The organism is Pedococcus ginsenosidimutans, assembly GCF_039544395.1.
Taxonomy (GTDB): domain Bacteria; phylum Actinomycetota; class Actinomycetes; order Actinomycetales; family Dermatophilaceae; genus Pedococcus; species Pedococcus ginsenosidimutans.
In genome coordinates, this window is the sequence record NZ_BAABLO010000005.1 from 40,912 (window position 1) to 59,544 (window position 18,633).

An 18,633-nucleotide genomic window follows, 5' to 3' on the forward strand; every position below is an offset into this window, starting at 1 on the left:
CACCGGGTCCCGGCGAACCGCGTCGGTGGTCAGGCCCAGATCGCCGCGGGGACGCCGTCGGTGAAGGTCTCCGGCGGGTCGGGCAGCCGGCGCGCCTCACCTGCCGCGCGACGCGCGGCCGTCCACGCCACCGCGCACGCGTCGAGCACGTCGTCGGCGGCGTACCCGGGGCCGGTGAGCACCGACGGGGACGCGAGGCCCGCGGCCGCGAGGGCGGCGAGCCGGTCCCGCCGGCCCTGGTCGGTCTTCTTGTTCGCGAGCAGTGGTGCCCCCGCCATGACCGCGAAGCTCAGCTCGGGGTGCACCTCGACCACGGCCACGGTGGGGCGGCTGCGCACCCAGGCGTCGACCTCCAGGATCTTCGGCCCCAGGGCGAACGCCTGCGCGCCGACGCCCTGACCGGTGAGCGCGCGGTTGACCGCGTCTGCCTCGGCCCGCGAGTCCTCGGCGTAGGCGGCGCGGGTGAGGGTGGTGAAGACCGAGGAGGCCTTGCCGCGCAGGGCCCTGCGCGCCAGCGCGTCTGCCCGGCGGGTGGTGTCGTCGGGCAGCCCGATGGGGATGTCGATGCCGACGACCTGGATGCCGAGCGACTGGCGCACCGACTCCACCAGGCCGGCGATCGTCGACGCCACCGCGACGCGTGGCCGGGGCGCACCGGGCTCGAGGATCGCCCCCACCCAGCCCGCCTTGCACGCGTCGACCCCGAGGACGGGGACCGTGACCTCCAGCGGCGGCAGGGGGACGGGGCCTGCGTCGGCGCTGCCGGGCCCGGGACTGCCGGACTCAGGACCGCCGGCGCCGAGGCCGTCTCGCAGAGCGTCCAGTGACCGGGTCACCTCTTCCAGAGCAGTGAGGGCTCCGCGGTCACCGCGCGCGACGCGGTCGCGCAGGTCGCCGGCCGCGGCGAGGAGCTGCTCCGCCAGGGCGACCAGGTGTCGGGCGTCGGTCGGCGTGCTCACCGCAGCCTCGCCAGGCCGAGCCAGTCGGCGAGGGCGTCGATCTCGGCCTCGACGGCGGAGGTCGTCTCTTCGTCGAACGCCACGTCCTGGTGCACGGCGTTGACCTCGAGCACGCCCTCCTTCCGCTCGGCCCTGGCGTCGAGCTTCCCCACGAGCCGGTCGCCGACGAGGATCGGCAGCGCGTAGTAGCCCCAGCGGCGCTGCGAGGCGGGTTTGTACACCTCCAGCACGTACTCGAAGCCGAAGAGCTCCTGCGCCCGGACCCGGTCGTAGACGAGGCGGTCGTAGGGCGACAGCAGCGCCGCCCGCCCACGGAAGTCGTCGGCGTCGTCGCGCTCGAGCGCTGCGGGGTCCACCCGCCACTGCCCGGCCACGCCCTCGACGGTCACCGGCACCCCTGTCTCGCCGACGTGCCCGGGCTCGCCCGGCATCACGGCGCCCTTGGCCCGGGCGATGCCGAGCGCGGCCAGGCGCCGTTCGTCGCGCACCCGCGCAGCCTCCTCCTCGGGCATCGTCGGCTGGTCCGGGTAGACACGCTCGGCCAGGTCGAACAGCCGCTGCCTGCCCCGACGTCCGCTCACGGCGACCTCCGCCTTCCTGACGAGGAACTCCAGCATCTGGGTGACGTTGCGGTTGTTGGTCCAGCCCGACGACGGCCACGGGACGACGCTGGTGTCGGGGATGTCGCGGGACAGCAGGGGGCCGTGTTCCTCCAGCCGCGCGAGCACGTCGCGGCGGAACGGGTCGTTGACCCGCAGCCACTCGCGCGCGTGGTCCCACGGGGGCCACTGCTCGTGCCCGGCGAGGTGGGCGGGCACGTCCTCCATCGGGCGGATCCGCCCGTCGAGCTCGACCAGGGTCCTGCTCTCGAGGGCCTGCTGCAGGTCGGCCGACCGGTATGCGGCCCCGAGCCGGCTCCACAGCACGAGCTCCGCGCTCGGCGCGATGGGAGCGGCCGGGTCGATCTGCACCAGGCTCAGCTGCTGGACCACCTCGATGAGGTCACCGGGCCGAGGCAGGTCGAGCAGCTGCGCCCGGACGGCGATGCGCCGGGCCTGCTCCCGGCTGATCTGGCGGACCCCCACAGCGGCGAGCGTACCGAGCCCGGGCGATGGTCCACGTCGGCGTGGAGGGGTGCCCACCGGGTACGGGTCAGGCCGGCGTCCACAGGGAGACGCTGAACCGCCCCGCCCGGTCGGTCCACCACCCGGCCTCGCTGAAACCGGCCCGCTCGAACTCCGCCACCAGCCGCTCGCGCGTGAACTTGGCCGAGATCTCGGTGCGCAGCTGCTCGCCCGCCGCGAACTCCACGTCCAGGTCGAGGTCGGCGATGCGCACGTGGACGTCACGGACCGCCTCCAGTCGCATCTCGATCCAGGCGTTGTCGGCGTCCCAGACGGCGACGTGGCGGAAGTCGGCCGCGGCGAAGTCGGCACCCAGCCGGGCGTTGACCACCTCGAGGACGTTGAGGTTGAACGCGGCAGTGACCCCGGCTGCGTCGTCGTAGGCAGGCACCAGCACCTCGGGGGACTTCACGAGGTCGGCGCCGAGCAGGAACGCGTCGCCGGGACCCAGCGCCGAACGCAGCGTGGCGAGGAAGCGCTCGCGCTCGGTCGGGGCCTGGTTGCCGATGGTGCCGCCGAGGAACACCACCAGCCGCCCGCCGCCGGACCCGCCGGTGTCGCCGCTGTCGCCTGCCGGCTCGACGGCCAGAGCCTGCGCCAGCCCGTGCTCGAAGTCGGCCCGCACCGTCTCGAGCTCGAGCGTCGGGTAGCGCGCCGCGAGGTCGTCGGCTGCCGCGTGCAGGGCGCTGTCGCTGACGTCGATGGCGCGGTAGGCAGCCCGCCCGCCGTCGGGCGTGGCCGCCAGCACCGCCTCGATCAGGGCCCGCGTCTTCTCCGAAGAGCCCGACCCGAGCTCGACGAGGTGGCGCGCGCCGGCGACCTCCACGACCTCGCGGGCGTGGTCGACGAGGACCTCCCGCTCGGCCTCGAACGGGTAGTACTCGGGGAGCCTGGTGATCTCCTCGTAGAGCTCGCTGCCGACCTTGTCGTAGAACCACTTCGGCGGCAGGGTCTTGGGGCTGCTGGTGAGCCCGGCGCGCACGTCCTCGGCGAGGCTGCGCTCGCTGAAGTCCTCGGGCAGGTGGTCGCGGTGTCGCTGGGCCATCGGCTCGCTCTCCTCCGTCGTGGCCCCCGGGGTCACCGGGGTCGGCACAGCGACGCTACCCACGCCCGCCGACATCGGCCTCCCCGAGAAGGGGCTCTGCGCGCCACGGCAGCCTCAGAGGACGAAGCGCACGCCCGTGAGCTCCTCGCTGCGCTCCCACAGCAGGCTCGCGAGGGTCTCGTCCCGCGCCCACTGGCTCCTGCGGGCCTCGCCGACCGCGCCCCGCGTCTCGCGGAAGCCGGTGGGGCCGGAGTACGACCCGGGCTGGGCCGTGGTTGCCGCGAACAGCACCGCCTCCGCGCCCTTGTCCGGGCCGGGGAAGGCGAGCCTGACACCCCACTGGGCGATCGTGCCGACCACGGGGATGGCGCCCATGCCGTCCTTGCTCGCCACGAGGTTGGTGGCGGAGACACCAGGGTGGGCGGCCGTGGAGGTGAGCTTCGACCCTGCGGCTGCGGCCCTGCGCTGCAGCTCGGTCGCGAAGAGCAGGTTGGCCAGCTTGGAGCGGCCGTAGGAGGTCTGCGGGTCGTAGCCCTCGCGGGGGTTGCCCTCGCAGACCGTGCCGTCGCCGGCGTGGTGGGCGATCGACGACACCGTGGTGACCCGGGGTGCCGCCGCCTGCAGCAGGTGCGGCAGGAGCAGTCCGGTCAGCGCGAAGTGGCCGAGGTGGTTCGTGCCGAACTGCAGCTCGAACCCGTCCGGTGTCTGCCGGTACCGCGGCGGGGTCATCACCCCGGCGTTGTTGACGAGCAGGTCGAGCGGACCCTCGAACCGGTCGGCCAGCGCGTGCACCGAGGCCTGCGAGGCCAGGTCGAGCTCCTCGACCGTCACCGTCCCGGGCACGCCGATGGCGCGGATGCGCCGTGCGCCCTCCTCGCCCGACACGGTGTTGCGGACCGCCATGACGACGTCGGCGCCGTGGCGGGCGAGCTCGCGTGCCTCGACGAGCCCGATCCCGGAGTTCGCGCCGGTGACGAGGGCGCGCCGTCCGGTGAGGTCGGGCATCTGGTCAGGGGTCCAGCGGCTCATGCGTGGCCTCTCGAGAGGGTCGGGTGGGGTGACTTCCCCGGCGGTGTCATCCGGTCGCGCGGCGCCCGCGCCGGGCCTGGAGGTAGTCGCTGACGACATACTCGCCGAGCCGGTCGACGCTCGGGGTGAACACCCGTCCGCCGGCGCGCCGGGCGACGGCGTCCACGAACCGCGCCAGCCCCGGGTCCTCGCCGAGCATGAACACGTTGAGCGCGGCGCCCGAGCGCCGAAGCTCGTCGACCTGGGCGACGGTCGCGCGCAGGGTGGCGTTGGTCGTGGGCCACTGGAAGCGGGGTACGCCGTCGTCGCCGAGGTGCGCCGTCGGCTCGCCGTCGGTCACGACGAGCACCACCGGCTGCGCCTGCGGGTGGCGGCGCAGGTGCCGGGTCGCGAGCATCAGGGCGTGCTGGAGGTTGGTCCCCTGCACCCACTCCGGCTCGGCGTCCGCCAGCTGCACGGGCGTGAGGCGGCGGGCCGCGAGGTTGAACCCGATGATCTCCAGCGCGTCCTGCCGGAACCTCGTCTGCACGAGGTGCGACAGCGCCAGGGCGGTCTGCTTCATGGGGCCCCAGCGGCCCTCGTTGACCATGGAGAACGACATGTCGACGCACAGGGCGACGGCCGCGGTGGTGCGCCGCTCGGTCTCGACCACCTCGAAGTCGCTCACGTCGAGGTGGACCTGACCGGGCTGGACCCCGGTGCGGCGCAGGGCGTTGCCGACGGTCCGGGGCACGTCCAGCGGCTGCTCGTCGCCGAACTCCCACGCCCGGGTCAGGCCGGTGGGCTCGTCGGCGTGACCGGTGCGGCGGTCGTCGTGGTCGCCGCGTCCCTGTGCCGACAGGCCCTCGAACACCTTCTTGAGGGCGGTCTCGCCGAGCCGGCGGACGGCGCGCGGGGTGAGGCGCAGGCCGTCGTCGCCCTGGCTGAGGTAGCCCTGGCGCTCGAGCTCGCGCTCGAGCTGGCGCAGGGCCTCGAGGTCACGGGCGACCTCGGCCCCGAGGTGCTGCTCGAGGCGTTCGACGTCGATGTCGTCAAGGCTCGACCCGGCGTAGGATTGGCCGACCTGCTGCATGAGCGACTCGAGGTCCGCGAGCTCGGCGACCGCCTCGACGGCGGCGCTGTAGCCCATCGGCTCCCCGCCGGGACGCATGCCGACGGGGCTGCCGCGGTCGAGGCCCGGGCGCAGGGCCCGCAGGTTGTCCCCGAGCTGGGCCATCTCCGAGGCGAGGTCGGCGTCGGCGAGGGCGTCGCTCATGAGCTGGGCGAGCTGCTCACGCTGCTCGGGGCTGAGCGAGGCCATCATGCGGGCGGCGGCCGCCTGGCGGCGGGCGAGGGCGTCGATGAGCTCGTCGACGTCCTGCGGGTCCTCGGGGAACATCTCGCCGTGCTTGTCCATGAACTCGCGGAACGCGTCGGTGGTGTCCTCGCCCCGCGCGTGCGCGGCGAGGAGGCGGTTGAGGTCGGACAGCATGTCCCGCACCGCGGCCATGGCCTCGGGGTCCGGGTCCGAGAGCGCCCGGGCCATGCCCGCGAACTGCGCGTCGAGCACCTCCCGCTGCAGCATCTGGGCGATGGAGTCGTAGATGGCCTTGGCCTCGGGGGAGTGCCACTCGTGCGAGGCGAGCGCCCGCACCTGTCCCGCCGCGTCGTCGGGCAGCGTGGCGAGGTCCATCTCCGCGAGCCGGGCCTCGTCGGTGTCCTCACCGGCGAGGGTGTCGCGCTCCGCGGCGAGCGCCTGGTCGAGGGCGGCCCGCACCTGGTCGAGGGTTCCCGACAGGTCGCCACGGCGACGGGCGGCGTCCCGGGCCCGGCGGATGCGGTCGGCGAGCTCGTCGAGGCCCCGTCGCCCGTCGAGGCCCTGGCGCAGCAGGTCGCGCAGCGCCTCGCGGGCCGAGCCGCCGGCGAGGACGTCGCGCCCGATCTGGTCGAGCGCAGACCGCACGTCGAACGGCGGCGCGAGCGGGTCGGCGCCGCCGTGCCAGGGCCCGTAGCGGAAGCGGTCGCCGTGGTGGCCGGCGCCGGGACCGGAGCCACGCCCGGTACCCCGCCCGCCCCCGTCCCCGCGCCCGTGGGCTCCCGAGGAGGGCACGGTCAGGCTCCGTAGACCGTGCGGCCGGCCACGGTGTCCTTGTCGAGGCGGCGGGTCAGGTGCAGGCCCTCGAGGACGAACTCGACGGCCGCGGCGACCTGGCCGGGGCCGGCGTCGTCACCGTGGCCGAGCCGGTCGAGCACCTTGGACAGGCCGGGGGTGGCACCGATCTGGGCGAGCAGGTCGGACGCCGGCACGAGCTCGCCGGTCTCGACGACGTCGCCCTCGGCGAAGCGCTCGGTGAACCCGGACAGGTCGAGCCCCGCGAGACGGGCGCGGAAGGTCTCGGCCGTCGCGAGCCGCAGGAGGTGGTCGAGCACGTCACGCTCGCGACCCTCCTCGCCCATCTCGAACTCGACCTTGCCGAGCAGGGTCGGCACGACGGTGGGGACGTCGCAGATGCGGGCGACGGCCTCGGCCTCGCCGGCCCGGGCGGCGCGGCGCAGGGCAGAGGCGCTCACGCTCTCGGCCGCGGCGATCGAGAACCGGGCCGAGACACCGGACCGCTGGTCGACCGCGGAGGACTCGCGCAGCCCCCGCGTGAACCGGGCCAGCACCTCGACGAGGTGCTCCGGCACGTCGGCCACCGTCTCGGCCTCCTGCTGGATGAGGCGGACCTCGTCGGAGACCTCCTCCTGGTAGTGCGTGCGGATCTCGGCGCCGAAGCGGTCCTTGAGCGGGGTGATGATGCGACCGCGGTTGGTGTAGTCCTCCGGGTTGGCGGTGGCCACGAGGAGCACGTCGAGCGGCAGGCGCAGGGAGTAGCCGCGGATCTGGATGTCGCGCTCCTCCAGCACGTTGAACATCGCCACCTGGATGCGCTCGGCGAGGTCCGGCAGCTCGTTGAGGCCGAACACGCCGCGGTTGGCACGGGGTACGAGGCCGTAGTGGACGGTCTCGGGGTCGCCGAGGGTGCGGCCCTGCGCGACCTTGACCGGGTCCACGTCGCCGACCAGGTCACCGACGCTGGTGTCGGGCGTGGCCAGCTTCTCGGTGTAGCGCTCGGACCGGTGCCGCCACACGACCGGGAGCTCGTCGCCGAGGTCGGCCTTCAGGCGCAGGCAGCGGGTGCAGACCGGCGTCGTCGGGTCGTCGTGGATCTCGCAGCCGGCGACGGCCGGCGACCACTCGTCGAGCAGCTGCCCGAGGGTGCGCATCAGGCGGGTCTTGCCCTGGCCGCGCTCGCCGAGCAGGACCAGGTCGTGCCCTGCGAGCAGGGCGCTCTCGAGCTCGGGCAGCACGGTGTCGTCGAAGCCGACGATGCCCGGGAACGCGGGCTCCCCGGAGCGCAGCCGGTCGAGCAGGTTGTCGCGGATCTCGGCCTTCACGCTGCGGTGCGTGTAGCCGGAGGCGACGAGCTCGCCGAGGGTGCCGGGGCGTTCGGTCTGGGTCATTGCTCCACGCTACGTCCGGCCACCGGCGGCCGACACCCGTGGGGGAGTCCCGCCCAGGGACTGGCTATCCGTCGCCGTCGAGGTCCTGGATGTCGGTGTCCTCGGTGTCGACGGGGAAGGCGCAGAACTCGTTGCCCTCGGGGTCGGCCATCACGGTCCAGCGTGGCTGCTCGCCCAGGACGACCGCGCCGGCAGCGACCAGGGCGTCGACCGAGGAAGCCTGCACGTCCCAGTGGAGGCGGTTCTTGCCGCGCTTGGGCTCCGGCACCGGGACGAAGACGAGGCTCTCGAACGGCAGCGCACCGTCCGGACCCGCGTCGAGCCACCACCAGTCGTGCTCGGTGTCGCCGGCGACCGGCAGCCCCAGCACCTCACCCCACCAGCGCGCCATGCGCTCGGGGACGGCGCAGTCGACCACGACCTCGTACAGGCGGTAGGACCGCAACCGCTCGGGGGGTCGGACGAACGCGCAGAACTCGCCACCCTCGGGGTCGGCCATGATCGTCCAGCGCCGCTCGTCCGTGGCCGGGACGAGGACGGTGGCGCCGAGCGCCTGCAGCGTCTCGACCGAGTCGGTGTCGACGTCGAGGTGCACCCGGTGCTTGACCGTCCTCGGCTCGGGGACGGTGTTCAGCCACAGCGCATGGCGTGGGGTGGGCCCCTCCAGCACCGCCGGGTCACCCGGGCCGGGGCCCCGCGCCAGGCCGAGGGCGGCGGCCCAGAACGCGCCCTGGCGTCCTTCGTCGGCCACGTCGAGGCAGAGGTCCTGGAACCGCGCGAGAGCCATCCGCACACCCTAGGGACGTGCGCCCCGACGTGCGCGACTCACGGCAGTACGCCCTGCCCACGGCATTACGCCCCGCCGAGGGCAGTACGCCCTGCCCACGAGGTTCCGTGGGCAGGGCGCACCGTGGTGGGCACACCTCGCTGGACGGCGGAGCGGCCCGTCGGCGCCGGTCGAGGACGCCGGGCTCGGTCAGGCAGCGGGGTAGTCCGTGTAGCCCTCGGCGCCGCCGCCGTAGAAGGTGTCGGGGTTCGGCTCGTTGAGCTCGATGCCCTCGCGCCAGCGCTTCGGCAGGTCGGGGTTGGCGAGGAACGGGCGCCCCACCGCGACCAGGTCGCCGAGGTCGCGCTCGAGCAGGCCCTCGACGGAGTCGAGCGTGGTCACGTCGCCGAAACCGGTGTTGATGATGACCGGGCCGCCGAACCGCTGGCGCAGGTCGCGCAGCAGGTCGGACTGCGGGTCGGCCAGGATGCTCAGGTAGGCCAGGCCGAGGTCGGCGATGCCACCGACCAGCGCGTCGTACGTCGCACGCACGTCGGCCGCGTCCTCCTCGAGGACGCCCTGGATGTTGTGCGCCGGGGAGATCCGGATGCCCACGCGCTCGGCACCGATGGCCTCGGCGACGGCGCGGGTGACCTCGACGGTGAGCCGGGCGCGGTTCTCGGGGGAGCCGCCGTACCCGTCGGTGCGGGTGTTGCTGCTCGGCGCGAGGAACTGGTGCAGCAGGTAGCCGTTGGCCGAGTGGATCTCGACGCCGTCGGCGCCGGCCGCGACCGCCTGGCGTGCGGCGTGCACGAAGTCGGCGACGATGCCCGGGACCTCGTCGGTCTCGAGCGCGCGCGGGGTGGGGTGGTCAACCTGGCCGTTCGCGGTGACCATCTTCCCGGGGGCGGCGATGGCGCTGGGGGCGACCGACTCGAGCCCGTTCTTGTTGTCCGGGTGCGCGATGCGGCCGGCGTGCATGAGCTGGATGAAGATGCGGCCGCCCTCGGCGTGCACGGCCTCGCTCACCCTGGACCAGCCGGCGACCTGCTCGTCGCTGTGGATGCCGGGGGTGTCGAGGTAGCCCTGGCCTACGGCGCTGGGCTGGGTGCCCTCGGTGATGATGAGGCCGGCGCTCGCACGCTGGCGGTAGTACTCGACGTTGAGGTCGGTCGGGACGCCACCCTCACCTGCACGGTTGCGGGTGAGCGGGGCCATCACGAAGCGCTGCGGCAGCGTCCACGGGCCCACCTGGGCGTTCTCGAATGCGCGGGACATGCGTTCTCCTCGGAGTCGATCGTCAAAAGTTCAACGAAGGCGGCAACCGAAGTCGCGGCGCCTGCATTCCCCCGTGAGGATGGGCGGGTGCAGTCCGTGGAGCTCCTCCTCGACCCGGCCACCGACGCCGCGGTCCGGGCCGAGTGGGCCGCCCTGTCCGGGGCGGGCCTGCCCAGCCAGGCCGACCACCGGGGCGAGTCGAACGCCCCCCACGTGTCGGTCGCGGTGGCCGACGGGTTCCCCGAGGAGGGGGAGGACGCCCTCGTGGCGACCGCTCGCGCGCTGCCCGTCCCGGTCCGCCTCGGGCCGCCGGTGCTCCTGGGTGGTCGCCGGCTGGTGCTCGCCCGGCTCGTCGTCGTGGACCGGCCGGTGCTCGACCTCCACGCCTCGGTGGCCACGGCCCTGACCGGCTCCACGGGCCCGTCCCCGCACACCGCCCCCGGCCGGTGGGTGCCGCACGTGACCCTCGCCCGCGGCCTACCGGCGGAGGCGCTGGCGAGCGCGCTGGGGGTCCTGCGCGGTGCCGACGGTGCCGTTCCCGAGCTCACCGGGGAGGCGGTGGAGCTGCGGCGGTGGGACTCGGTGGCACGCCGCGCCTGGTCGGTGCATACCGCCTGAGCGCGCCCGGCCCGACCACGGCCGACCTGCCCACCCGGGGCGGGGATGGCACAGTGCTGGGTATGCCGCCCGCGTCCTCCTCCATGGCCCCCTCCTCCATGGCCCCCTCCTCCGTAGCCACCCTCGACGTCGCCGCCCTGCGCGCCCACTTCCCGGCCCTGCAGGGTGGGGCCGCGCACTTCGACGGCCCGGGCGGGTCGCAGATCCCCGGGGTGGTGGCCGATGCCGTCGCCGCGACGATGACCGCCCCCATGTCGACGCGCGGCAGCGTGACGACCGCCGAGCAGAACTCCGACGCCAACGTGCTGGCCGGCCGGGCGGCGCTCGCCGACCTGCTCGGCGCCCAGCCCGGCGGGGTGGTGTTCGGGCGGAGCATGACCGCGCTGACGTTCGACCTGTCGCGCACCCTCGCCAAGGACTGGGGCCCGGGCGACGAGGTCGTGGTGAGCCGCCTCGACCACGACGCCAACATCCGCCCGTGGGTGCTTGCCGCCGAGTCCGTCGGGGCGACCGTGCGCTGGGCCGAGTTCGACCCGGCGACCGGGGAGCTGGACCCCCAGGCGTTCGCCGACGTCGTCTCCGCGCGCACCCGCCTGGTCGCGGTGACCGGCGCCTCCAACCTCATCGGCACCCGGCCCGACGTCGCGGCCATCGCCGAGGTCGCCCACGCCCACGGTGCGCTGCTCTTCGTCGACGCGGTCCACCTCGCGGCGCACGCCTCGGTCGACCTCGAGACGCTCGGGGCCGACGTCGTGGCGTGCTCGCCGTACAAGTTCTTCGGTCCGCACTGCGGCGCGCTCGCGGCGGACCCGGCCCTGCTCGAGACGCTGCGCCCCGACAAGCTGGCACCGTCCTCCGACGCCGTGCCCGAGCGGTTCGAGCTGGGCACCCTGCCCTACGAGCTCATGGCCGGCACCGCGGCCGCCGTGGACTTCCTCGCCGGCCTCGTGCCCGGGGACGGCACGCGGCGCGAGCGCCTGGCGCGCTCCTTCGCCGCGGTCGAGGAGCACGAGTCGGCCCTGCGCGCGCGCATCGAGGCGGCGCTCCAGGAGCTGCCGGGCGCGACCGTGTACTCACGGGCCGCCCGGCGCACCCCGACGCTGCTGGTCCGGTTCGATGGGCACGACAGCGCCGACGTCTACCGGTTCCTGGCAGGACGGGGTGTCAACGTGCCGGCCAGCAGCTTCTACGCGCTCGAGGCCTCCCGCGCCCTGGGGCTCGGCGACGCCGGTGCGCTGAGGATCGGGGTCGCCTCCTACACCGACGACGCCGACGTCGACCGCCTGCTCGACGGGCTGCAGGCGTGCCTCACCCGGGCGTGACTCAGCTGTCGCGGTACCGCTTCGCGGCCGCGGCCCGGTCGGCGAGCGCGATGGCGTCCACGGGGACGGCGCCCTTCGACCAGTCCGCGGGGTCCGCGGCGTACATCACGCCGTAGGCGGCGGTGTCGCGCTGGGTGCGCCAGCCCTCGGCGAGCGGGCCGAGGTCGAGGGTGTCGTAGCCGATCTCGTCGAACAGGCGGGTCACGGTCGCCTTGGCGTCCGCGTCGTCGCCGGCGATCGCCAGGGCGCTGCGGTCGGGTGAGCCCGAGGGCCGGGCGAGCGAGGCCAGGTGCCCGAAGAAGATGTTGTTGAAGCCCTTGACCACCTTCGAGCCCGACAGGTGCGCCTGGACCAGCTCGGAGGTGGTGGTCGACTCGTCGTCCAGCTCGGCGAACTGCCCGTCCCGCTGCGGGTAGTAGTTGAGGGTGTCGATGACGACCTTGCCGGCGAGCTCGTCCACCGGGATGTCGCGGTAGTTCTTGAGCGGGATGGTCACGACCACCACGTCGCCCGCAGTGGCCGCCTCGGCAGCCGTGGCCGCGCGGGCGCCCGGGCCCAGCTCGGCCACCAGGTCCGTGAGGGTCTCCGGGCCGCGGCTGTTGCTCATCACGACCTCGTGCCCGGCCGCGAGGGCCAGACGTGCCACGGTGCTGCCGATGTTGCCACTGCCGATGAATCCCCATGTCGTCATGGCGGTGACAACCGCGTGACCCGTTCGCAGATTCCTCGACGGCACGCAAGGATCTGGGGCCATGGCTCCCGAGGACACGCCCAGCCCCGCCACGACCACCGTCCCCAGCACCGTCCCCAGCGAGCGGGAGGTGCTGGTCGAGTACCTCGACCACTTCCGTGGCGTCTTCGAGCTCAAGTGCGAGGGGCTGACGCCGGAGCAGCTGGCCACGCGGTCGGTCGAGCCGTCCACCCTGTCGCTGCTCGGGCTCCTCCGGCACCTCGCGAAGGTCGAGCACGTCTGGTTCCGGATCACCATGGAGGGCCACCGGGTCCCGCGCCTCTACGACACCGAGGCCGTTCCCGACCGGGACTTCGACGGAGCCGTGCCCGACGAGGCCGTCGTCGCCGAGGCCTGGGAGTCGTGGCGGCGCGAGGTCGCCCACGCGCGGGAGCTCGTCGATCGCGCCGAGTCCCTCGAGGTCGTGAGCACCCACCCCACCCGCGACCGGATCTCGCTGCGGGAGGTGCTCGTGCACCTCATCGAGGAGTACGCGCGGCACTGCGGGCACGCCGACCTCCTGCGGGAGCGGATCGACGGCAGCACCGGCGGGTGATCGCCGGCGGTCCGGCCGCGCGGTACGCACGCGGCCCGGCCACGCGGTCCGTGGACCCACCACGGGCCGGCATAGGGCAGGGTGGGCCCGTGAGCGATGACCAGGAGCGCGTCCGCGACGCCGTCCAGCGGTACGCCGCCGTGCACGGCGCGGTGCAGGAGGCCGCCGACGGGTTCGTCGCGATGACCACCGCGCTGCTCGACGACGCGGGCATCAACTACGTGTCGGTGACCGGCCGCGCCAAGACCGTGGCGTCCTTCGCGGGCAAGGCGGCTCGCACCGGCCCCGATGGCACCCCCCTCTACGACGACCCGTTCGAGCAGATCACCGACAAGGTCGGCGTGCGGGTCGTGACCTACCTGCGCGACGACGTCACCGCCGTGGCCGACCTGCTCTCCGACCAGCTGAGCGTCCTCGACGACCGCGACCTCGGCCGGGAGACCGCCCGGCAGGGCCGTTTCGGCTACGCGAGCCGCCACCTGCTCGTCGCCATCGACCGGATCAAGGGCGCCCCGGCGCAGTACGAGGGCCTCAAGGGGTTCAGCGCGTCGGTGCAGGTGCGGACGATCCTGCAGCACGCGTGGGCCGAGTTCGAGCACGACATCCGCTACAAGGGCACCATCCCCGAGGAGCACGTCAGCGACCTCGACCGGCGGTTCACCCTCGCCGCGGGACTGCTCGAGCTCGCCGACCGGGAGTTCTCCGAGATCCGGCACCGGCTCCAGGCGACGATGGGCGGGCACGCGCTCCCCGCCGACGACAGCGACCCGCGGATCAGCGCCGCCGACCTCGCCTCCTTCCTGGGCGGCCAGTTCACCGATGCCGGCTGGTCGCGCACCGACCACTACGCGTGGATCTCCGGCCTGCTGCTCGAGCTCGGGATCACCTCGCTGGAGGAGCTCGCCGGGCTGCTCCAGTCGATCGACGCACCGGCCATCAACGCCCGGATGGGCTACCGCTACCCCGCCGGGGCCGTACGGCGCCTCGACGACGCGCTGCTCGCGGTGTTCGGCTCGCGCTACCTGGGGCTGCACGGCAACGCCCACCGCGAGGCGTCGCTGAGGGCGCGGCTCGACAAGCTCCGCGCCGGCTGACCGGGGTCGAGCCCGGTCCCGTGCCGGCCGGCCGGCACGCCGTGTCGACCTACGCAGGCTGACCGGTGACGGGTGTCGGTGCCCGGGTCTAGCGTCCGAGGAACCGGACCCGGAGACGCCGGGCCGCACACCACGGGAGATCCTCATGGCCTCGAAGCTCAACCCCTACATCGGCTTCTCCGACGACGCGCGGCAGGCCATGGAGTTCTACAAGGACGTCTTCGGCGGCACGCTCACGATGAGCACGTTCGGCGAGTACGGCTCGGGCGACGGGCCCGACAAGGACAAGATCATGCACGCGCAGCTCGAGACCGACTCCGGCTTCACCCTCATGGCCAGCGACGCCCCGGAGGGCATGGAGCACTCGAAGGGCTCGGCCATCACGATCAGCCTCAGCGGCGACGACGGCGACGAGCTGCGGGGCTACTGGGACAAGCTGGCCGCCAGCGGGACCGTGACGATGCCGCTGGAGAAGCAGATGTGGGGCGACGAGTTCGGGATGTGCACCGACCGGTTCGGCACCGCGTGGATGGTCAACATCGCCGGCGCGGCCGCCGGTGGGAGCGAGGGCTCCGCCGGCTGACCTGCGCCGGCCGACCTCCGCCTGCGGCCCGTACCGCGCGTGGTTACGGTGGCAGGGTGAAGCGAGCCGCCCATGCCCTGTTCGTGCTCGTCCTCGGGCTCCTGTTCGTCGCGGTGCCCGCCGCCGGCGCGTCGGCGTCGACCGGGGTGGGCGGCCGGTCCGCCGACCTGCCGCCGACGCTCAAGGTCGGCACCGAGGGGGTCTACCCGCCGTTCAGCTACCACGGCGGCACCGGCACCGGCCTGACCGGCTACGACATCGACGTCATGAACGCCATCGGCAAGCACCTCGGCGTCAAGGTCGAGTACGTCGAGACGCCGTTCGACTCGATGTTCGCGGCCCTCGAGGCGGGGCGGTTCGACGTCGTCGCCAACCAGATCACGTTCAACGAGGAGCGCAACGCCCGCTACGACCTCAGCGACCCCTACGTCGAGACGACCGGCGTCCTCGTGGTCCGCAAGGACGAGAAGGGCATCACCAAGCTCGCCGACCTCAAGGGCAAACGGGCTGCCGAGAACATCACCAGCAACTGGGCCGAGGTGGCCAAGGGGGCTGGCGCGACCATCGTCGGCGTCGACGAGATGGCGTTGGCCATCGACAACCTCGAGCAGGGACGGGTCGACGCCCTGGTCAACGACAAGCTGGCGATCCGCAACTACCTGCGCACCAAGCCCGACGCCGGGATCAAGGTCGTCGCCGAGACCAACGACGTGAGCAAGTCGGTCCTCGCGGCGAGGAAGGGGTCCGGCTACCTGCCGCAGCTCAACAAGGCCATCGCCGACCTGAAGGCGGACGGGACGCTCGACAAGATCTACGCCAAGTACTTCGGGGCGGCCGTGACCACGCCGAGCACCTGGCAGATCATGCGCGACAACGCGTGGCCGATGGCGCGTGCCGCCCTCACCAGGACGATCCCGCTCACCGTCATCAGCTTCGCGGTCGGGATGGTCATCGCCCTCGCGATCGGGCTGATGCGGATGTCGAGCCACCCCGTGGTCGCCGGCATCGCCCGCCTCTACATCTCCTTCATCCGCGGGACGCCGCTGCTGGTCCAGCTGTTCCTCATCTTCTACGCCCTGCCGCAGCTCGGGGTGAAGATCAACCCCTTCCTCGCGGCCGTGATCGCGTTCAGCCTCAACGTCGGCGGGTATGCCGCCGAGATCGTGCGCTCGTCCGTCGAGAGCCTGCCCCGCGGGCAGTGGGAGGCGGCATCGACGGTGGGGATGGACTACGCGACGACGTTGCGGCGGGTCATCCTGCCGCAGGCCGCGCGCACCGCCGTGCCACCTCTCAGCAACACCTTGATCTCGCTGGTCAAGGACACCTCGCTCGCGGCGACGATCCTCGTCGTGGAGCTCTTCCGCCGCGCCCAGATCGCAGCAGCACCGAGCTTCGAGTTCCTCGCGCTCTACGGCATGGCCGCCCTCTACTACTGGGTGATCTGCCTCGTGCTGTCCTTCGCCCAGTCCCGCACCGAGACCCGACTGAACAGGTTCGTGGCCGCATGAGCACCCAGACCGACACCACGGGACGCACCCCGGCCGCCACCGACCACCTGGTGGAGGTGCAGCACCTCGCGAAGTCCTTCGGCGACCACGAGGTCATCACCGACATCTCGTTCACGGTCGACCCGGGCACCGTCACCTGCGTCATCGGGCCGTCCGGCTCCGGCAAGACGACGCTGCTGCGCTCGCTCAACGCCCTCGAGGTGCCCGATCGGGGGGTCGTGCGGATCGGGGGGACCACCGTCGACTTCGCCGGCATCAACCCGGGGCCGCGCGGTCGCCTGCCCCGGCCGCAGCGGGCGGAGCTCATGGCGCTGCGCCGGCACAGCGGGATGGTCTTCCAGGCCCACCACCTCTTCCCGCACAAGACGGCGCTGGAGAACGTCATCGAGGGGCCCGTCGTCGTGCAGGGTGAGCCGCTCGACGAGGCGACCGCGCGGGCTCGCGAGCTGCTCGACAAGGTGGGGCTGGCCGAGCACGCCGACAAGTACCCGTTCCAGCTGTCCGGCGGCCAGCAGCAGCGGGTGGGCATCGCCCGCGCGTTGGCCATCCGCCCGGACCTCGTGCTCTTCGACGAACCCACTTCCGCCCTGGACCCCGAGCTGGTCGGCGACGTCCTGGGCGTCATGAAGACCCTCGCCTCGGAGGGCTGGACGATGGTCGTGGTGACCCACGAGCTGCGGTTCGCCCAGCAGGTCGCCGACCAGGTGCTGTTCATCGACGGAGGCGTCATCGTCGAGCAGGGACCGCCGCAGGACGTCATCGCCAACCCCCAGCACCCGCGCACGCGGACCTTCCTCACCCGGCTGCTCGAACCCATCTGAGCCGCTCACCCACCGTCGCGCGCGATATCCCGTTGCCCCGGGTCTGGCTTCTTGGCACCGTCGACCCGTGCGCGCACCCTCCCCGACTGGCATCGCCGAGCTCGACGACGTCCTGGCCGAGCTCGCCGAGCGGGCGCGGACCGTGCTGGGGGACGACCTCGTCGGGGTCTACCTGCAGGGCTCCTTCGCCCTCGGTGACGCCGACGCCGAGAGCGACTGCGACTTCCTCGTGGTCACCCGCACGGCCCTCGACGACCAGCAGTGGGCGTCGCTGGCCGCCTTCCACGCAGATCTGCCGCACCGTGCGGGGACGTGGAACCGCCACCTCGAGGGCTCCTACGCCCCGGTGGGCCAGCTCGCGGACCTCGACTCGGTCGGGCAGCCGTGGCCATACGTCGACCACGGCCACGACACCCTCGTGCCGGACGCCCACTGCAACACCGAGGTGACCCGCTGGATCCTGCGGGAGCACGGGGTACGCCTCGCCGGGCCCCCGGCCGACACGCTTCTGCCGGCCGTCCCGGCGGCGGCGCTGCAGGCGCGGATGGACGCCGACATCCCCGCGGCGGTGCAGGCGTGGGAACGCCAGGAGCGGTGGTTTGCCTGGGACACCCGCTACGCGCCGGCCACGATGGCGCGCATGTGGTTCACCCGGGTCCACGGCACCGTCGCGTCGAAGAAGGCGGCGATGCGGTGGCTGGCCACGCAGCCCGAGGGCCGCCCGTGGGCGGCCCTGCTCGAGGAGGCTGCGCGCTCCCGGGGAGGGCCGTACGACGCGGAGGTCACCGCCGAGGAGGTCGCCGCGGTGCGGACCTTCGTGCGCGAGGTGGGTCAGTGGGCCGCCGGACTCGCCGGCGACCACGCCCACGGCTAGCCGCGCAGCAGCAGGCCCACGACGTCGACCAGCGCGATCCCGATCGAGGCGAGGAACGGCGTGCGCCCACGGGTCGTGACCGCCACTGCCGCCAGGGTGACACAGAGGATCCCCGCAACCGCCGCCGACGCCGGCACCGGACCCGGGGGCCCGAGCACCGCGACCGCGGAGCCGGCCAGCAGCACCACGGGTGCCAGGACGCGTACGGTGGGCGCCCCGAGCAGGTGGGGGAGCCCGCGCACCCCCGTGGCCTCGTCGTCGGCGAGGTCCGGCAGGGCGTTGAGCAGGTGCGCTCCCACACCGAGCAGCGCGCCGGTGGCCAGCATCCACGCCGGCGCGACGACGGGGTGGGGCAGCGCCAGGCTGACCACCGCCGGCAGCGTGCCGAAGGCCACCGCGTAGGGCAATGCGGACGCCGCGGTGCGCTTGAGCCCGAGGTTGTAGGCCCACCCGGAACCCACCACGAGCAGGAGGTGGGCCACGCCCGACCGCCACCCGCAGGCCAGCGACAGGACGGCGCAGGCGCCGAGGGCGACGGCCGTCGCGACCCGTACGGTGCCCTCGCGGACCGCGCCCGTCGCCAGCGGCTTGTCCGTGCGGCCCACCTGCCGGTCCCGGGGGGCGTCCACGAGGTCGTTCGACCAGCCGATCGAGAGCTGCCCCGCCGCCACGGCCGCGACGACCAGCGCGCCCCGCCCCAGGTGGTGCCCGGCGGCCACGGCCAGGAGGGCCGTGAGCACCGTGACCGCCACCGAGGGCCCGAGGTGGGCGGCCTCGAGCAGGGCACGTCCGCGCGCCAGGGTGGGCCGGTGCCCGCCGCCCGTCGCCGCATCCATGTCCGCA

The 18,633-nt window shown here is 73.6% G+C and carries 18 protein-coding genes; 8 read left to right on the forward strand and 10 right to left on the reverse strand.

Translation table 11 applies throughout. The features are described 5' to 3' along the window. Nucleotides 1–29: 29 nt before the first annotated feature. The 8 genes from ABEA42_RS09125 to ABEA42_RS09160 all read right to left on the reverse strand — a co-directional run bounded on the left by ABEA42_RS09125 (nt 30) and on the right by ABEA42_RS09160 (nt 9,684). On the reverse strand, nt 30–959 hold the full coding sequence (locus ABEA42_RS09125) for a DUF429 domain-containing protein (protein WP_345502680.1): 930 nt from the start codon (nt 957–959) through the stop codon (nt 30–32). Further along, nucleotides 956–2,044 carry a DNA glycosylase AlkZ-like family protein gene (locus ABEA42_RS09130; RefSeq protein WP_345502681.1) on the reverse strand — a complete coding sequence of 363 codons (1,089 nt, stop codon included), beginning with the start codon at nt 2,042–2,044 and terminating at the stop codon, nt 956–958. Before ABEA42_RS09130 ends, ABEA42_RS09125 begins: the two co-directional genes overlap by 4 nt. Nucleotides 2,045–2,111: 67 nt before the next feature. After that, nucleotides 2,112–3,128 carry an L-histidine N(alpha)-methyltransferase gene (gene egtD / locus ABEA42_RS09135; RefSeq protein ID WP_345502682.1) on the reverse strand — a complete coding sequence of 339 codons (1,017 nt, stop codon included), beginning with the start codon at nt 3,126–3,128 and terminating at the stop codon, nt 2,112–2,114. Between the two features lie 114 nt (nt 3,129–3,242). After that, nucleotides 3,243–4,157, reverse strand: a complete 915-nt coding sequence (locus ABEA42_RS09140; protein ID WP_345502683.1) for an SDR family oxidoreductase — start codon at nt 4,155–4,157, stop codon at nt 3,243–3,245. A gap of 46 nt (nt 4,158–4,203) precedes the next feature. Further along, nucleotides 4,204–6,246 (reverse strand): vWA domain-containing protein, encoded by a 2,043-nt coding sequence (locus ABEA42_RS09145; protein ID WP_345502684.1) that lies wholly within the window; start codon nt 6,244–6,246, stop codon nt 4,204–4,206. A 2-nt stretch (nt 6,247–6,248) separates the two neighbouring features. Then, a complete protein-coding gene (locus tag ABEA42_RS09150; RefSeq protein ID WP_345502685.1) occupies nt 6,249–7,640 on the reverse strand; it encodes a sigma 54-interacting transcriptional regulator in 1,392 nt (463 codons plus the stop codon). A 64-nt stretch (nt 7,641–7,704) separates the two neighbouring features. Beyond that, on the reverse strand, nt 7,705–8,427 hold the full coding sequence (locus ABEA42_RS09155; RefSeq protein WP_345502687.1) for a VOC family protein: 723 nt from the start codon (nt 8,425–8,427) through the stop codon (nt 7,705–7,707). A gap of 189 nt (nt 8,428–8,616) precedes the next feature. Then, on the reverse strand, nt 8,617–9,684 hold the full coding sequence (locus ABEA42_RS09160) for an alkene reductase (protein ID WP_345502688.1): 1,068 nt from the start codon (nt 9,682–9,684) through the stop codon (nt 8,617–8,619). A gap of 87 nt (nt 9,685–9,771) precedes the next feature. Here ABEA42_RS09160 and ABEA42_RS09165 point away from each other — a divergent pair, with 87 nt between their 5' ends. Next, nucleotides 9,772–10,302, forward strand: coding sequence for a 2'-5' RNA ligase family protein (locus tag ABEA42_RS09165; RefSeq protein ID WP_345502689.1), 531 nt, complete (start codon nt 9,772–9,774; stop codon nt 10,300–10,302). A 62-nt stretch (nt 10,303–10,364) separates the two neighbouring features. After that, the gene (locus tag ABEA42_RS09170; protein WP_345502691.1) at nt 10,365–11,624 is read left to right on the forward strand and encodes a cysteine desulfurase-like protein; all 1,260 of its coding nucleotides are present in this window, start codon (nt 10,365–10,367) and stop codon (nt 11,622–11,624) included. Nucleotide 11,625: 1 nt separating this feature from the next. On the opposite strand, the gene ABEA42_RS09175 is transcribed toward ABEA42_RS09170, so the two are convergent. After that, nucleotides 11,626–12,315, reverse strand: coding sequence for an NADPH-dependent F420 reductase (locus tag ABEA42_RS09175; RefSeq protein WP_345502692.1), 690 nt, complete (start codon nt 12,313–12,315; stop codon nt 11,626–11,628). A gap of 61 nt (nt 12,316–12,376) precedes the next feature. Here ABEA42_RS09175 and ABEA42_RS09180 point away from each other — a divergent pair, with 61 nt between their 5' ends. The 6 genes from ABEA42_RS09180 to ABEA42_RS09205 all read left to right on the forward strand — a co-directional run bounded on the left by ABEA42_RS09180 (nt 12,377) and on the right by ABEA42_RS09205 (nt 17,790). Beyond that, entirely contained in the window at nt 12,377–12,910 is a 534-nt protein-coding gene (locus ABEA42_RS09180) for a DinB family protein (protein WP_345502693.1), read from the forward strand. A gap of 89 nt (nt 12,911–12,999) precedes the next feature. Next, nucleotides 13,000–14,004, forward strand: coding sequence for a GTP pyrophosphokinase (locus tag ABEA42_RS09185; RefSeq protein ID WP_345502695.1), 1,005 nt, complete (start codon nt 13,000–13,002; stop codon nt 14,002–14,004). 145 nt (nt 14,005–14,149) lie between these two features. Then, nucleotides 14,150–14,587, forward strand: coding sequence for a VOC family protein (locus ABEA42_RS09190; protein ID WP_345502696.1), 438 nt, complete (start codon nt 14,150–14,152; stop codon nt 14,585–14,587). A gap of 56 nt (nt 14,588–14,643) precedes the next feature. Beyond that, nucleotides 14,644–16,095 carry an ABC transporter substrate-binding protein/permease gene (locus tag ABEA42_RS09195; RefSeq protein ID WP_345502697.1) on the forward strand — a complete coding sequence of 484 codons (1,452 nt, stop codon included), beginning with the start codon at nt 14,644–14,646 and terminating at the stop codon, nt 16,093–16,095. Then, on the forward strand, nt 16,092–16,916 hold the full coding sequence (locus tag ABEA42_RS09200) for an amino acid ABC transporter ATP-binding protein (RefSeq protein WP_345502698.1): 825 nt from the start codon (nt 16,092–16,094) through the stop codon (nt 16,914–16,916). Before ABEA42_RS09195 ends, ABEA42_RS09200 begins: the two co-directional genes overlap by 4 nt. A 67-nt stretch (nt 16,917–16,983) precedes the next feature. After that, nucleotides 16,984–17,790: an aminoglycoside adenylyltransferase domain-containing protein gene (locus ABEA42_RS09205; protein WP_345502699.1), complete on the forward strand. Its 807-nt coding sequence runs from the start codon at nt 16,984–16,986 to the stop codon at nt 17,788–17,790. Here the strand turns inward: ABEA42_RS09205 and ABEA42_RS09210 are convergent. Beyond that, nucleotides 17,787–18,626, reverse strand: coding sequence for a UbiA family prenyltransferase (locus ABEA42_RS09210; RefSeq protein WP_345502701.1), 840 nt, complete (start codon nt 18,624–18,626; stop codon nt 17,787–17,789). The genes ABEA42_RS09205 and ABEA42_RS09210 overlap by 4 nt on opposite strands. Nucleotides 18,627–18,633 lie beyond the last annotated feature (7 nt).